General features: G+C 67.3%; 5 protein-coding genes. 2 read left to right on the forward strand and 3 right to left on the reverse strand.

Features of this window, described 5'->3' with window-relative positions:
* On the reverse strand, positions 1 to 4,773 hold the full coding sequence (locus ACIG47_RS13190; protein ID WP_397431394.1) for a sacsin N-terminal ATP-binding-like domain-containing protein: 4,773 nt from the start codon (positions 4,771 to 4,773) through the stop codon (positions 1 to 3).
* 364 nt (positions 4,774 to 5,137) lie between these two features.
* On the opposite strand from ACIG47_RS13190, the gene ACIG47_RS13195 reads away from it, so the two are divergent.
* Together ACIG47_RS13195 and ACIG47_RS13200 are read left to right on the forward strand one after the other, a co-directional pair.
* Positions 5,138 to 5,782 (forward strand): response regulator, encoded by a 645-nt coding sequence (locus ACIG47_RS13195; RefSeq protein WP_397431261.1) that lies wholly within the window; start codon positions 5,138 to 5,140, stop codon positions 5,780 to 5,782.
* A gap of 80 nt (positions 5,783 to 5,862) precedes the next feature.
* Positions 5,863 to 8,754, forward strand: coding sequence for a 3'-5' exonuclease (locus ACIG47_RS13200; protein WP_397431262.1), 2,892 nt, complete (start codon positions 5,863 to 5,865; stop codon positions 8,752 to 8,754).
* A 59-nt stretch (positions 8,755 to 8,813) separates the two neighbouring features.
* Here ACIG47_RS13200 and ACIG47_RS13205 read toward each other — a convergent pair whose 3' ends face one another.
* A complete protein-coding gene (locus tag ACIG47_RS13205; protein ID WP_397431263.1) occupies positions 8,814 to 11,654 on the reverse strand; it encodes a pPIWI_RE module domain-containing protein in 2,841 nt (946 codons plus the stop codon).
* 1 nt (position 11,655) lies between these two features.
* Positions 11,656 to 15,003, reverse strand: a complete 3,348-nt coding sequence (locus ACIG47_RS13210; protein WP_397431264.1) for a hypothetical protein — start codon at positions 15,001 to 15,003, stop codon at positions 11,656 to 11,658.
* Between the last annotated feature and the right edge of the window lie 55 nt (positions 15,004 to 15,058).

A 15,058-nucleotide genomic window follows, 5' to 3' on the forward strand; every position in this document is an offset into this window, starting at 1 on the left:
TCACCGCTCCCACAGGTACTCGAACTGGTTGAAGGCGAGCATTTCGCCGAACTGCGTGAAGTTGTCCTGAACGTTCACGATCATGACCTCCTCAGATCCGCCGTTGAGCGGCCCGCGGAGACCACGCCCGATCATCTGCTGGTAGACGTTCGGGCTGAACGTCGGTCGGGTGACGTAGACGGCCTGGACCTTCGGGGCGTCGAAGCCCTGGGTGAGTACGCCATAGTTGGTGATCACTCGAATCCTGCCGGCCTTGAACTGCTCGACGTAGTGGCGTCGGGCCGTCATCTCGGTATTGGAGGAGATCGAGACCGCCGGGATCCCCCGGTGCGAGAGCAGCGCGGCAAGCGTGCGGGAATTCTCGACCGAGGATGCGAACACGAGCATGGTCCAGTCCTCGGGCTGGGCAGCGATGTGGTCGACAATGCGCTTCGTGCGGTCGTTGTCGTCACCCAGGCGCTCGGTGACGCCGGCGGGGAGCCGGCTCAACTTCTCGATGTCCGCGATTTCCTGGCTGCTCAGCTCCACGACCACGCCGTCGAGGATCTTCTGACGCACCTGGGCGAGTACGCCCATGTCCTGCAGCTCCAGGTAAGGATTGTCGGGGTCAGTGAAGGCGCCCGTGTCGAGGCGGTTTTTGCCGTAGCGACTCACGAGCCGCTCGGTCTCATACTGCGATCTGCCACGGAACGGAGTGGCGGTCAGACCGATGAGCGGGCGCCTTTGGCTGACCTTGCGGTTACGGCCGCTCCTCCCCAACCACTCGAGCGCCTTCGTGTACTCAGGCGTGACCGAGGTGTGTGCCTCGTCGATGACCACCACCGAAGGACCCCGCAGCCACTCATACTGGTCGCCCTCCTTCTCCGAGACGCTCCGCAGTTTGTCGATACCGGCAACGACCAACTGGAACGACGAAGGATCCTCGACCACGGAGTTCGTCCCCCACAATCGACCCAAGTTCATCGGGACCTCGGGACCTATGGCGCGCCAGATGTAGGTCCAGGTCTCAGCCGCCTGCTCGCAGAGCTCCTCGGTCTGTGCGATCCATACCAAGGGCTCGTCGCTGGCGATATATCCCTCGCGCAGCCCTTCGACCAATGCCTGGACAGCGACCCGAGTCTTGCCAGCGCCGGTGGGCAGCGCCATCATGCCGCGGTCGGTGTCGGTCCCGAGGAAGAGGTCCTTGATCCGCTCGGTGACGGTGACCTGGTAGGCGTGCAGCGGCTCGAGCCGAGCTGGCCCGTCGATCGTTTCCTGAGCCGGACGCGCGTTGGACGAGAACCCCGCCCATTCGGTCGGGAATCCGAGATCCTCGACCCACCGCCGGGTCATGCTGCGCCCCGCCCACTCTCGCGGGGGCTCCAAGCCCTTTTCCTTGAGCGCCGCCAGTACGGACGGCTGTTTGAGGATGCTGACCCCGTGCACAGAGCGGGCGAGCGCCGCGATCTCAAGCGGTTCCAATGTGCCGCTTTGACTCTCGAGGACGTCGAGGACCTGCTTGGGCAGGCTCCTCCGCAGTACGTCCACGCCGACGGCGACGAGCAGCCGGTGGTCGTCAGACTTCGCCTTCCTGACCTCGGTGACGAGCTTTTTGGTCTTCTGCCGTTCCATGTCGTCGAAGACCTTGCGAACGTCGGCAGCCGACATCTCGAGATTGAGCGCCTTTGAGACCTGGGCCAGGACCTTGGCCGGGTCGGTCGCGGTGACGTGGACCACATCGCCGTCCCGGCGCTGCGGGATCGGTCGACCCTTCTGGCCCTCCGGCGTGGCAACGAGCTGCTCGATGGTCCGGCACGGCTGGACCTGGATCTCCTGGTCGACGACCTCCACCCACAGCTTCATCGGTGGATACAGGTCCAGGAGATACTCGGGCTCACCCGCCGTGACGGTGACGATCTCCTCCTGCAGCAGGTCCTTGGCCGGCTTGGCGTTCCACCTGGCCACGAACTCCTCACAGTCGTCATCATCGGACAGCAGGAGCGCCGGGACCTGGGCCTCGATCAGTGATTCGTAGACCGCAGGGTCTGTCGTGACGCCGATGTGCTCAGGTGCAACCTCCTGATAGCGCGACCCCATACGCGCGACGAGCTTCAGCGGCTCCCCCGCCAGCTTGAACGGCAGCCAGCCGTACAGCTTGCCGCGCCGACGATCCGCGTCCACGCTGCCGGTCCAGGCCGCCGCCCGGGCAACCTGCGCCTTCCACGCAGTGGCCGGCATCTGGTCGTCATCGTTCGGATCGGTCTTGAGCCGGAGCTGCTTGGCGAAGGCGTCGCTCACGTCCGCCGTCGGGAAAATCTCGGCGTCCACACCCTCCGACGCCTGGAACACCTCGCTCGGCGGGAGGACCCCGAAACCAGGGACGTCGAAGGCACCGTTCCTGGCCAGGAACCAGACCTCGGGTGCGAGAACCTTCAGCTCGCCGTAGCTCGCATTCGTTGCGTGCCGCACCACCCATGCCGCGGGCATGCCCCGTCGGATGATCGTGTCGGTCGCGATGGCGCGTGCCTCCGCGGACATGCCGATTAGCGGCTCCAGCGGCCACGGCGGTGTCGATCCGCCGACATTGATGCGATCACGCTGCGGCGTAGAGCCCTTCTGCCTCGCCAGGAACTTGTCCGCCACAACTTCCTCATAGGCGCGGAGCCACGGCTCAGCGGGTGGATCCGGGCGGTACGTCGGCTCATCGACCGCTCCGATCCGGCGCAGCACGCGGACGTCGCTGTCGGCGTGGAAGATCGGGTCGATCAGACAGTCCTGGTCACGGCCGGTGCCGCGCGCCACAAGGCGCCCCTCCAGGTAGGCGTCGGCGATGCCACGCCAGGCGCCGTCTGCCGTACGGACACGGACGGCACCGGCCAGCCCCGCCCCGAAGTCCTCGACGAAGAGGGCGTAGACCTTGTCGTCGTCCTCGACCATCCGCGCGGTCTGCCAGATCTGCTGCCAGATCTGCCCCAGGCGGGTGCGGTCGTGCAGGATCTCGGGAGCTTTGGCCTGGGCGAACAAACCGCGTAGCTCTCCGCTGCGGTCGAAGATCACGATGCCCAGCACCCGAAGCGCATCCTTGACGCCCGGTAACTCAACGAGCGCCGGGTCGACGAAGTCGTGTCCGGTGTCGGCCTTCGACTGGCGAACGAAGACCCGACCCTTCTCGGGCCTGCGGAATGTGCCGTCCTCCAGGCGAATCAGTCGTGCGCCGAGGACGGCCGTCATTGCACGCGAGCGCCGACTGGCGTCGACGATCCGGTGCGAGTCCTGGCTGATCCGTGCCGCGAGCCGGATCGCCGCGGCCGACGACTCCACGGATCCGTCGACGACGAGCTCCTCGAGCCACTCAGTGACGGACGCCGCGGTCGGGCCTGCTGCTTCGCCGGCAAGAAGCCTTTCGACCTTGGAACGTCGCTCAGGGTTGGAGTAGGCGTCCGGATGGACCCACCGCTCCTTGGGTGCCGCAGGATGCTCCGTCCACTGCTCGAGCCAGGCACGCTCGACGTCATCGGCGAAGCCGGTCCACCGAACGTCCGCGGGCCTCCTCAATACACCCGTCCCATCGGGAACGGAAGGAATAGTCCGCATGTGCTGGAAGACGGGCACGTTGATCGTCTCGTCGGCCCAGCCACGGCTCTCGCGCCCACGGGCAGGGAGTGCGTCGAGGACCCGCACCGGGTCAGCCGTCGACCCGTAGACCTGGACCGCACTGCCGACGAGCCGCGGAAGCACCACGGTCAGGATCTCCTCGTTGAACGGCGTGTCCAAAATGGAGAGTCGGTCGTCGCTCAGTTTCCACGGCGCGTTGACCAGGCCCGACAACGTCGTGAACTCGCGGGTCGGGAAGTAGGCCCAGAACTGCCCGATGCCGGTGGCCGGCGGGACCTTGGTGGCGTACTGGACGGGGACGGTGGCGCGATCGGCGATCCGCCCGGCCTCGGTCCGCGCCCTGGCGCTCGGGGTGTGCACGGCCTCGGCGACGCTCCAGATCTCGGTTGTGTCGCCGACCGTCAGCGTGACGGTGCCGTCCACGTTGCAGCTCCGACGGACAACGTTGTCGGTGACCTCCGGGTGTCCGATGTCGCCGCTGCCCTGGGCCTTCCAGGTCGTCAGATCGTAGAACCGCGCCTCCCGCATGTGCGAAGCGAACAGAAGGAACTGCGGCCTGAACGTCATGAGCCGCCTGCTCACCGCGAGGTACCCGCCCGACAGCGGCAGCACCACCACGGTGCTCGCCCACTCCATCAGCTCCTTCAGGTGCGGGTCCGCGGCGGCGTGCACCTGCGGATCGAGCACCTGTGCCAGGCGCATCGTCGGGTAGCGCGGCGACTCGAACCCGTACTGCCGCAGCGTGGACTCCGACCAGGTCTTGTCGAAGCCGAACGACACCGACCGGCTGAAGACCCGCGGCCGGTCCGAAACAGCGAGCACCGACTTGAACCCGATGCCGAAGCGCCCGATGCTGTCGCCCTCCTTGCGCGAGAGATCAGAAGCCAGGAGCGCGTTGACGCCGTTGGCCACGAACGGCTCGCCGTCGTTGGCGACGTACAGGGTGTCGGACGTCAACCTGACCTCGATGCGGCTGCCACCACGGCGGGCCGCATCCACCGCGTTCTGCACCGTCTCCTCCAGCTGACGGTTGTTGTACCCGCCCTCGGAGATCCGGAGCTCGTTGTTCGCATCCTGTTCGACACGGCTCCGGTCTTCCCGGTAGACCGCAAGACATGTCTCCGTCTGCTCGGCCACGAGTCTTGCGAGATCGCCCTCGCCGCGCTGCCACACCTGCATCAACCTCACAGCCTTCGAATCGACGGTCGCGTTTTCGCCCGAAACCTACTGTCGCAGGCCAGAGGCCCTCTGAGCCCGCATAGAAGCGAACGGACATCGCTTCACCCGGGTGAGGAACGCGCGCTACCGCACACGTCATGCAAGCGGCTCGATGCCTTCCCCCGGCCCCCGAACCACCATTCCGGATCAGCTGTTGCTCCACCATCCCCCGAACCGGTAGCCCCTGCTACCGGTTCAGGTCATGGCAGACCCCCATGTGGAAGTCGGACAAACCTGTCCGCTCAGTGCACACCGGTAGGTCGTGGTCTCAACAGTTCTCATAACGGCAGGGCTCTACTGTGGACCCGTGACAAGAGTGCTCATCGTGGACGACGACACCTTCACCCGGACGATGATCCGTAGGCTCCTGACCGCCGACGGCCTGGAGGTCGTCGGCGAGGCCGCCGACGGCGACCAGGTCCTTGACGCCGTGGCTGAACACCGTCCCGACGTAGTCCTTGTCGATCTCTTGATGCACCGCGTCGGCGGTGTAGAAGCGATCGCCCGAGTCATGGCCCTCCCTGACCCTCCCTACTGTGTCGCGCTGACGAGCCTGAACGCCGAGGACGCCGTCGTGCAGGCGGTCGAAGCCGGGGCGTCCGGGTTCCTCTCCAAGAACGAGGACCAGGAGAACCTCGCAGCGCACGTGCGTAGCGTCGCAGGCGGCAATGGGATCCTGGGAACCGAGGCGACCACGGCAGTACTGCGCCGGATGAGGGAGCAGGCGGACGAGCGTCCGAACCGTGGCGCCGAGGCCCGCGCGAAGATCGCCCTGCTCACCGACCGTGAGCGGGAAATTGCCGCCTTCCTCGTCGACGGCCTGGGCAACACTCAGATCGCCAGGCGGCTCCACCTGTCCGAAGAGACCGTCAAGGTTCATCTCGCCCACGCTCGGGCAAAGCTCGGCGGGCTGAACCGAACCCAACTGGCCGTGCTCCTGGCTCTCGCCGGGCTCGGAGCGGCCAGCTGATCCTCGACAGCTGTTCTCGACCACGCCCCACCAGCAGCAAACCACCACGAAAACGCCTGCTCAACGACTACTCTCGATCTGTGCCTCAGGTGATCATCCCCTCGGACATCCCCTCGATCGACGACGGCCTTCGATCACAGGTGTGGGGGTTCATCGAGAAGCTGCGTAAGAACGACACAACGCCGGGTCTGCACATCGAGCCCATGACCGGCGCGGCGGACCGGCGCGCCCGAATCGGGCGAGTCAACGACAACTTCCGCGCAGTCCTGATCCAACTCACCGGGTCGGACGGCGAATCCCGATACGTCTACCTCGGCACGTTCGAACATGACGAGGCGATCGCATACGCCAAGAACGTCGTCTTCCGGCGCAACGCGCAGACGAGCGGCGCCGAGGTGATCCGGGTCGATCAGAGCGGGACGACCGCCAAGGCGGTACCGGAGCGTGCCAAGCTCGACGCGACGAGCTCCGGTACCGCTGCAGCCGAGCCTCCCACGGGCCCGGCGGTTCCGATCCTCCAGGTCCATGGCGTCACGTTCGAAGAACTGATCGAACTCGGGATCGCGCCGCTGATCGCCTATCGGGCGATCAGCGCGGTCAGCCAGGAAGAGCTGTTGGAGATCGCTCTGGCCGCTCCGTCCGTGTTCCAGACCGACGCCCTCCTCTGGCTCGCCGACGGGAAGAGTGTCCGTGAGGTTCGCGCCACCTACGACGTCGAACCGGTCGCAGGCGGAACCTCGAACGACACGGACGACGACTTGATCGACGCTTTGGAGCACACGACGTCGCGGCTCGAGTTCACCTATCTCGAGGACGACGAGGAACTGCGGGCCGCCATCGACGGAACATTTGCTGCCTGGCGAGTTTTTCTTCATCCGGAACAGACTGCCTATGCAACAGCAGCCACCAAGGGGGCGTTTCGCCTGTCCGGGGGTGCGGGGACCGGTAAGACTGTGGTCCTGCTGCACCGCGCCCGCCATCTGCACCGGAAGCATCCAGACGCGCGAATCATCCTGACCACCTTCAACAAGACACTCGCCGGGGCACTTGAGCACAGCCTCCGCCAGCTCGACAAAGGAATCCGGATCGCGAAGCGACCGGGGGACGCCGGTGTCCATGTCGCGACCGTCGACGCGGTCTCCTGGCACCTGATCGCTTGGGCCACCGAGCACGGTCTCGATCTCCCGACCGCCGCACAGACCTTCTTCGGACGCCCTCGCAGCGGTCTCTTGAACACCACGGAGGACGCACTGTGGGACACGGCCCTGCGCCACGCCGGCCAGCAGCTACCCGAGTCCTTGCGGCAAAAGGACTTCTTCATCGCGGAGTACGCCGCCGTCATCGTTCCCCGGGCAATAACGACGGTCGAGGAGTACCTGCACACCCGACGCCCAGGACGCGGCATCGGGCTCGGCCGAGCCCTGCGGCTGGCAGTGTGGAAGGTCGTCGAGGTGTACCGCTCCCTGTCCGACGGCATCGGGGCCACCGACTTCGATGAGAGAGCTCGCATCGTGGCGCTCGCCCTCGACAAGGCCGCGGACGACGGCGCCCCGAGGATGGCAGACCACCTGTTGGTCGACGAGGCCCAGGACCTCACTCCGGCGCGACTCCTGCTGCTCCGGGCCCTCTGCGCGCCTGGGCCTGACGACCTCTTCCTCGCCGATGATTCTCAGCAACGTATCTACGTCCCCAGGACGGTCCTGTCTCGCCACGGCATCCACGTAACCGGCCGCTCCCGACGTCTGCGGCTGAACTACCGTACGACCGCCCAGAACCTCGACTATGCAGTCAGCGTCCTGGCCGGTCACGACCTCGTGGATCTGGAGGACCAGGTCGTCGACGACAGCGAGATGCGATCCGCACGGACGGGTCCGCCACCTGAGCTGATCGGTCGCTCAACGCTGGAAGAGGCATACCAGACGACGGTCGGAAAACTACGAAGCTGGCTCGCGGACGGTGTCCTGGCGGAAACCGTAGCCGTGCTGGTCAAGACGAAGAACGACGCCTCCGCCGTGCACCAACGCCTGGTCCGCGAGGGCATCCCGAGCCAGAATGTCGGGAGCAGGGAGGTGCCGGGCGCCGACCGGGTCGTCGTGATGACGATGCACCGCTCGAAGGGTATGGAGTTCCGGAATGTACTGATCTTTGGCGCCGCAGCTGGCTCCACTCGAGCACTCGACCGGCTACACCAGGACGAGCGGCCAGATGCGCTGCAGCGTGAGCGCTCTCTGCTGTACGTGGCGATCACCCGGCCGCGGGACCGGTTGACGGTCGTCTGGCACGGCGCACCGAGCGAGCTCTTGCCACAACAAGCTCCTCGGCCCGTCGCAGCGCAACCCGCGTCAGTTCGAAGTCCCCGCAACACTGTCGAGGCCGAGCGTGCCGAATTCGCCCGCGAGGTCCACGATTCCGTCACCCACTACCTCGGAAGGATCGGATTCGCGGCATCCGCTCTCGCCGTCGAGTCGGCCGACCCTGAGGTCCGCGAGCTCTCGAAACTCATACGGGCGGACGCGCAGAGCGCCCATGTGGGCCTCCGGAGCGTCCTGGTCACGCTCCGTTCGGGGGCTGACGGCCGGAGGGAGGTCTCCTTTGCTGATCTCACCATCTTGCTGAATGAGTTCAAGGGAATCAGCGCCCGAATCACAAGCACCGTTGACCTCACCGAAGGCCACACAGCAAACGGGGACCTGACCCGCGCCTGCTACCGGATTGTGCAGGAATCCGTCACCAACGCAATGAGGCATGCGAGCGGACTACCGATCGACATCGCACTGCGTGGGGCGCCCGGAACCGGAGTGACGATCGTCGTCACCAACCCGTTGCCGGACGGACTCACCGGGCTTCCTCGACCAAGTTCCGGGATCACCGGTATGTCCGCCCGAGCTGCGGGAGTCGGTGGGGCTCTCTCCGCCGGCCCGTCCGGTGGGTTTTTCCGCGTAGACGCGCGGCTCCCGTGGCCGGTGGGGTGACCTTGTGGACGACCTGACCGCTGTGGAGGCCGGGTTCTCCCGGCCACCACAGCGACGGTCTACAGCTCGAGATCCAGGGACCCCTGGGTGAACCCTGCATCGTCAGCCGGCTCCTGGTCCGGGCCGTCCTCGTCCGCCTCCTCGGCCAAGCTCTCGGGAAAGGCGTATTCCCCCGCCTTGGAGCACAAGTCCAGCACGTGAGGCAACCCGCGCCCATCCGTGTAGTCCTCGGTGGACCGCTGCTGGTGGACGAACGCAGCCCAGGCCGCAGCGGCGCCGTCCCCGTCGGACGGAGCCAGGCCAGCGACATCGAGCTCGATGATCCGAGGCACCGGGGCGACCTTGTTCGGCGACGGAGCCTTGGTCCCGTCCCGCGTGAACTTGCGCAAGCTACGGGGGTGGGCGTTCAGTTTCGCGTTCTTCTCGGTCAGGCTGTAGAAGACGCGGTCACCGGGCTCCGCGCCAGCGGCCCGGAAGAGCCCGAACGTGAAGCCGGAGATCCCGTCCTCGCCCGGGACGGTCCACCACATGGGTGTCTCCAGGCGACCGGCGTCGGTCCGCACGCGGACGACACGAAGCTGCTTGTTGTGTGCGGCGAGCCGCATCGTGGCAGCCTCGCCGAGGGAGATCGTGTCCTCGCGCAGTCCGGCGTCGAGCAGCCAGGACCACCGGTTGCGGAGGTTCGCGGCCTCTGCGAGGAGCAGGAGCGGGCGTCCGCGGAGCGACGGGAGGACCACCCGCATGAACCGTCCCATCTCCTCGCTCTGCCGCTGAGCGCTGGCCAGGTCCTTCGGACGCTGGTCGGCGCGGGCGAGACCGCACAGGAACTGGTTGTAGGGGATCCAGTCCTTGGTCTGGGGAGTCCGGGCCATCACGCGCGGCTGTCCGGGGCGGATCAGCACAGCGATCGGCATGAACACAGGTCGAGAGACCGTCGTGGTGACGTTGCGCCGCACAAGCCAGAAGGCCACCTGGTCGATCTGCTCGGGCAGGCCGAGCTCGGCCGAATGCGGGGTGACCAGGCCGATCCCAAGAGACCGGATCCCGTCGGCCCACGCTGCCTCGGCCCGGAACGCAAGGTCGTCGCCGTCGCCAGTGGTGATGAACTGGGTAACCCGTCCGGCTCGGGCAGCTCCCTGGCGGATTGCGTTGTACGGGTCTTTCCGTCGCTCCTGCTTCTGGTAGGCGTCCAGGCCCTGAATCTCGACCAGCGCGAGTTCGCTCGCGAGCTCCTGGCTCTGGAAGAAGGCGTTGACCATCTCCGCACGCTCGTCGATCGCGCGGCGGTGGGCTTCACCACGCTTCGGCGTCGTGCCGTCGCCGAGGGCACTGGTCAGTTGGCCGGCCGGGTGGCAGAGAAGCCGCACCCGGAGGCCCTCGTCCTGGAAGAGAACCTGGCCCGCCGACGTGCCGTCATCCGGCTCGAGACCCAACCACTCCCCCGCAGCCTTGACCAGTGCCGCGCGCACCGCGTCGGTGTCGGTGAGAACGTCGATGCGGAGCTCAGCGCCCTGCAGCCCGAGGGCGAGCATTCCACGGTTGACCTGGGAGTTCCTCGCCTCGTCCCGAGCCCGCTCGGCGGCCTTGACGGGGTGCTCCACCTTCCACTCGGCAAGCTTCTTCTCGTAGGCAGCGTGCTTCACCTCGTAATCGCGGGCTGCCTCTGCGTCGTCCGGCGCGTGCTTGGGCCGCGGCTCCTTCGGCTCCTTCGGCAGCGGTGTGCGCTCCACGAGCTGGCGTTCGACTCCGTTCAGGGAGATCTTCTCCAGCTGTAGCGCCGGCTCGAAGGCGTTGGGCAGGGCCCCAGCCGCCCAGGACAGGATCCGCCGACGCTCGTCGGGCATCACCCCGGGTTGGACCGCGTGCGTCCGCATCCTGGTGTGGAAAGCGACGGCAGCCTCCAGGTTGGAGGTAGGCGGGAGGTAGGCGCCGGGGTCGTTCTTGATGCGTGCGGCATCGGGGAACTTGCCGCCCACGGTCAGGCTCTCGAGCACGCCGGCCGGGCCGTTGTTCCGCCAGACGTAGTCCCCTGCCGACTTGTTCCAGGTCAGGGACGGCACGGCGAACCTGGTCCCGGCGAAGCCTGTGGCAGGGTCGGCGATCGGGCGGACGTACACCGACGGTGAGAGGTTCGGCGGGACGAAGAGCTTGTTCTCCGAAACCCACCGCCGTGTCAAGACCGCGAGGTGGAGCCGCGGGGCCGGGTCGAAGGGAACTGTTCGCATGACGATCGTGAGAACGGCCGAGTAGTACCAGAGGCGTGTCTCGCCGTTCCGGCTCTTCTTGGGGTACGACTGCGGCGGCCATGACATGAGCTCGGCGCCGTCGTCGCTGGCGACCTGGACGAACGAGAGCTCGCCGTCGAACTTTCCGAGCTGCAGGATCCGGCCGGCGACCACCTCGGGGATCAGCCGGTACAGCACGGGGTCGATCGTGGCGGTCCCCGCCTCGTTCACCCCGACGCCGTCCGGGTCGATCTCGGCGGGTCGCCAGTCGGTCGTGTGCGCGTCGAGGTCGAGAGCCCGGACGGCCTCCCGCAGGCGCGGGTAGTCGCTCTTCGCGTCGAGCCGGGTCTGCAGCCAGGACTGGACGACTCGCTTCAGCAGCCCGGCGTCCATCGGCTCGCGCGCATAGAGCCAGGTGTTGAGCCCGTCCTTGCGCTCCAGCTCGGAGCCCGCGTACAGCACGTCAGGGACGAGCGCGCGGATCGCCCGGTTCACGCCGTAGACGGGCAACTTCTTCTCCGGGTCGTACGCCTTGGCGTCGTGCTCCCAGACCTGACGGATCACCTCGGGCCAGGACTCGGGGAAATTGAAGGCGTGGAACCCGCCCAGGAGCCCGGGCAGGTCGGCGGGCAGCCGCAGCCGGTAGGCGGCAGTCTCGATCCGGTCGTAAGCCATGTCAGTCCCTTTCGTCGATCTTCTTCAAGGCGTCCCAGAAGGGCTCGAAAAGTGCAGCAGCGACGGTTCGGTCGGCCGGGGTCGTCGAGCTGTCGTGCGGGTCGAAGTAGGGCGCGAGGATCTGCTCGAAGCGGCGCAGGAGCGAGGTGCGTGGCGTGTCGACGGTCGCGTCCAACTTCGCCATGGACGGGACGAAGGCCGCGTCGCAGAACCGCACGCGCGCCTCGACTCCGCCGCGAACGAGCCGACCGATCACCTGCCACATCACGACGAGCTGGTCCCAGGCAAACGCGTCCTTCTCGTCGCTCGCCAGGCCGGTCCAGGCGACCTTGCGGGTCAGGTAGCGGAACCACTTCTGCTGGGCCTCCCGGCGAAACCCGGAGGCGGCGGCGTCAATCGTCGGGTACCTGCCCGGTAGGCCGAAGAACTCTCCGCCGGGTCGGGTCTTGCGCACTGCCCAGTCGTTGATCGCGTGGATGGCGAGGTTGATGTCGTCCGGCTTGTCGTGGGGCCGGACCAGGAAGTAGACGGCGCCGATCGCAGCGGTCCCGTCGGACAGGACGATGTTATGCCCACGCTCGACCGCGAGCAGCGGCGCGACGAGAATCTCGCTGTCGGTCGCAGCGAAGTTCGCGACGTCGCCCCGACGCAGCGCGTACCAGGCGTCGTCCTGGTCGGCGTCGTCAGCGATGAGCAGAGTCACCTTGTTCGCCCATCGCGGTTGTGCGTGGAGGTACTGGGCAGCGGCCCGTGCCTCGTCGTAAGAGCCGGTCAGCAGGAGGATCCGACGGCGGTGGTCGGGAAGGTCTGCCAGTTCCAGTTCCAGCGGGCTGAGCGAGCCGACCAGCCCTGGGTCAGCGACCGCGAGCGATGTCAGCATCGCCTTCATCGCAGCGGGCCTGTCGTGCTGGGACGATCCGGAGACGGTGATGGCGTTGCCGTCCTGGTCGTACTGGAGCTCGACGGAGAACCGGGTCTTGCGGACGGCGTCGACGTTCCTCTGCGGCGGGCGCAGGATGGCGCCGACCGGGGGGCCGAGGTGGTAACGGGTGGAGGTGCCGGCCCAGCTGGTTCCGGACAGAAGCAGGACGTGCGGTCCGGGAATGTCCTCGGAAAGGCCCAGTGTGGGGAGCCTCCGGAGAAGATCGCGGCCGATCCCGTTGCAGTGGAAGTAACGCAGGGAGCCGCTGTAGGCGGGCGGTCCGGGGCGTTCCTCGCTGAACTGGAAGCCGAGAATGTTGCCCATCGGGGACTCGGCGATCACCGGCTCGAAGTCCTGGGGCGGACGACGGGTCAGCGTGTTGGCAGCGGACTCAAGGTTGAGCTCGGCCTCGACGCTGGGCCACATGTTCGTCAAGGTGGTGAGCTGGTTGGACAGGGCTGCGACGAGCATCGCGAGAGCGAAGCGTCCGCGGTCACGGTTGCGGTCCTCCGGGGAGCGGTCGCGCCCCTGGGAGAACTGGAAGGCTCCACGCGTGAGCTCCACGAGACAGTCGTCGAGCCGCGCGTCGTCGTCCCCGAAGGCGAGGAAGAGGTTGGTCAGGTCGACGAGCTCGGCGGCGATCCTTCCCTTGTCGTCGGAACGGTCGTGGACGGCCTGGATGGGGTTGTCCCGGAAGGCATCGAGGATGCCCTCGAAGAACCGGGCATCGGCCTCCTGCTCGGGGGTCCGGTTCTCCTCGGAGCCGGCCCACCTGCTGTAGAGGCGCTGATGCAGGATGACGGCGCTGAAGTAGTTCGTACCGACCCACTTGCGCAGGTCCTCCGAGCCGTTGAGCTTCATGTAGATGGCGTCGGCGGCGTTGTGGACGACATGCAGGGCCGACGTCCATCGGGCGACGAACGCGTCGCCGAGGTTCTTGCGTCCCTGGGTGGTGAGCTGGTTGATGTTGTGCCGCTGCAGCCAGTCGATCCAAGAATCCTCGCCGCTGTCGCAGAGCGTCTCGGCGGGCGCGAACGCGGTGTCGAGCTGGGTCTGCACCCGGTCGGCCTCGTCGACGATGATCAGGTCGCTGCGGTCCGCAGCGGCCTCGAGGTACCGGACGTTCTCGTCGGACTGGTGGCGCGGCACGCGGGCGTGGAGCAGTCCTGGCATGGTCGCGACCCACACGGGCGCGTCCACGAGCTCCCGCGCGGCCTTGTGCCGGGGGCACCGCGACCAGAGCGGGCACCCGTGCGGCTGGCCGACCTTCGTGTCGTCGGCACTCTTCACAGGCTGGTCGTCGTCGGGCTCCACGTCGAGGTGGTGGCCAGCGGGAGCGGCGACCGGCCTCAGCCTCTCGCAGGGCGCCTCGTGGAGCCGGAGCGGTTCGACGCCGTCGTACCCGCGCAGGGCGTCGACCGGGCAGGCGCTCGACAGGTAGTCGAAGGCCGGCCCGGTGTGGGCGAGCATCGAGGCGTCGCCAGCGGAGTGCCGGCGGCGGTGCAGCCGCTGGAGGTGCCGTTCGCGGGTGGATCGGCCGATGACGGGCGCCGCGCTGATCACGTCGTGCCGCAGGTCGTTGAACACGGCAGTGCTCTTGAGGCTCTCGGCGACGTCGCCGACGACGATCGTCACCTTCAGCCCGAGCTTCACAACGCAGTGGTAGGTCAGCAGGTGCATGATCGTGCTCTTGCCGGCGCCGACCATGCCGACCATGTGGAGTAGGCCGTCGAGGGTGAGTTCCCACTCGGCGTCGTGCCGGAAACCGTCATGGCCGAAGGCCATGGGACCGTCCGGCAGGGCAACGGACATCTCGACGTCGCCGAGACTCCTCTCCCAGTTGCGCGGTTTGGTGACAAACGAGTTGGCTGCCTCGGCGGCGTCCATCTCCCGGGCGGCGGTGCGCAGGTCGGCTCGGCTGACGACGATCGGCTCGCCCTTGCCGGCTTTGCCTGCGCGAAGCGGTATACGGGTCGGCGTCGAGCCGTCGACCAGGGTTGCGGGGAGGCGAACGGCGTGCGTCTCCCGCCCGGTGCTGAACCGGTGCTCCCCCGCGCCCGCGATCGGGAGCGCCTTACCCGGGTTCGGATCGAGGCCCTGGAGTGCTCGTTCGTAGACGCCGAACCGGTCGGGCGCGGTCGAGGGCTGCCGTCGCACGGCGACGGCGTCGACCGCGGCGAGGTCGTAGCCGCGGAACTGCTGGTCGACAGCCAGGTACTGCTCCAGGCGTTGGGTCCAGACGTACCGACGCCGCAAACCGTTCAGGTAGTAGCGGGCGGTCTCGATCCGGCGCAGCTTCTCCTCGGAAAGACCTAGGACGAACGCCTGGGCGTAGGGGAAGCCGCTGAGCAGCGGCCAAAGGTCGATCGCCCGCGCGCTCGGGTCGACATCAGCCAGCAGGTGGAGCGCAAGCTCGACGTCGGCCAAATCGGCCGGGCGGGGCCAACCCGCTCGGCCGTCGGGCCAGCCCTGGAGCGCCCGG

The sequence above is a fragment of the Promicromonospora sp. NPDC052451 genome (genome assembly GCF_044547525.1).
In the GTDB taxonomy this organism is placed as follows: Bacteria; Actinomycetota; Actinomycetes; order Actinomycetales; family Cellulomonadaceae; genus Promicromonospora.

Excerpts from the sequence above, each read along its gene's own strand:
- ACIG47_RS13190 (WP_397431394.1), bottom strand. The coding sequence starts at position 4,773 with ATGCAGGTGTGGCAGCGCGGCGAGGGCGATCTCGCAAGACTCGTGGCC.
- ACIG47_RS13205 (WP_397431263.1), bottom strand. The coding sequence starts at position 11,654 with ATGGCTTACGACCGGATCGAGACTGCCGCCTACCGGCTGCGGCTGCCC.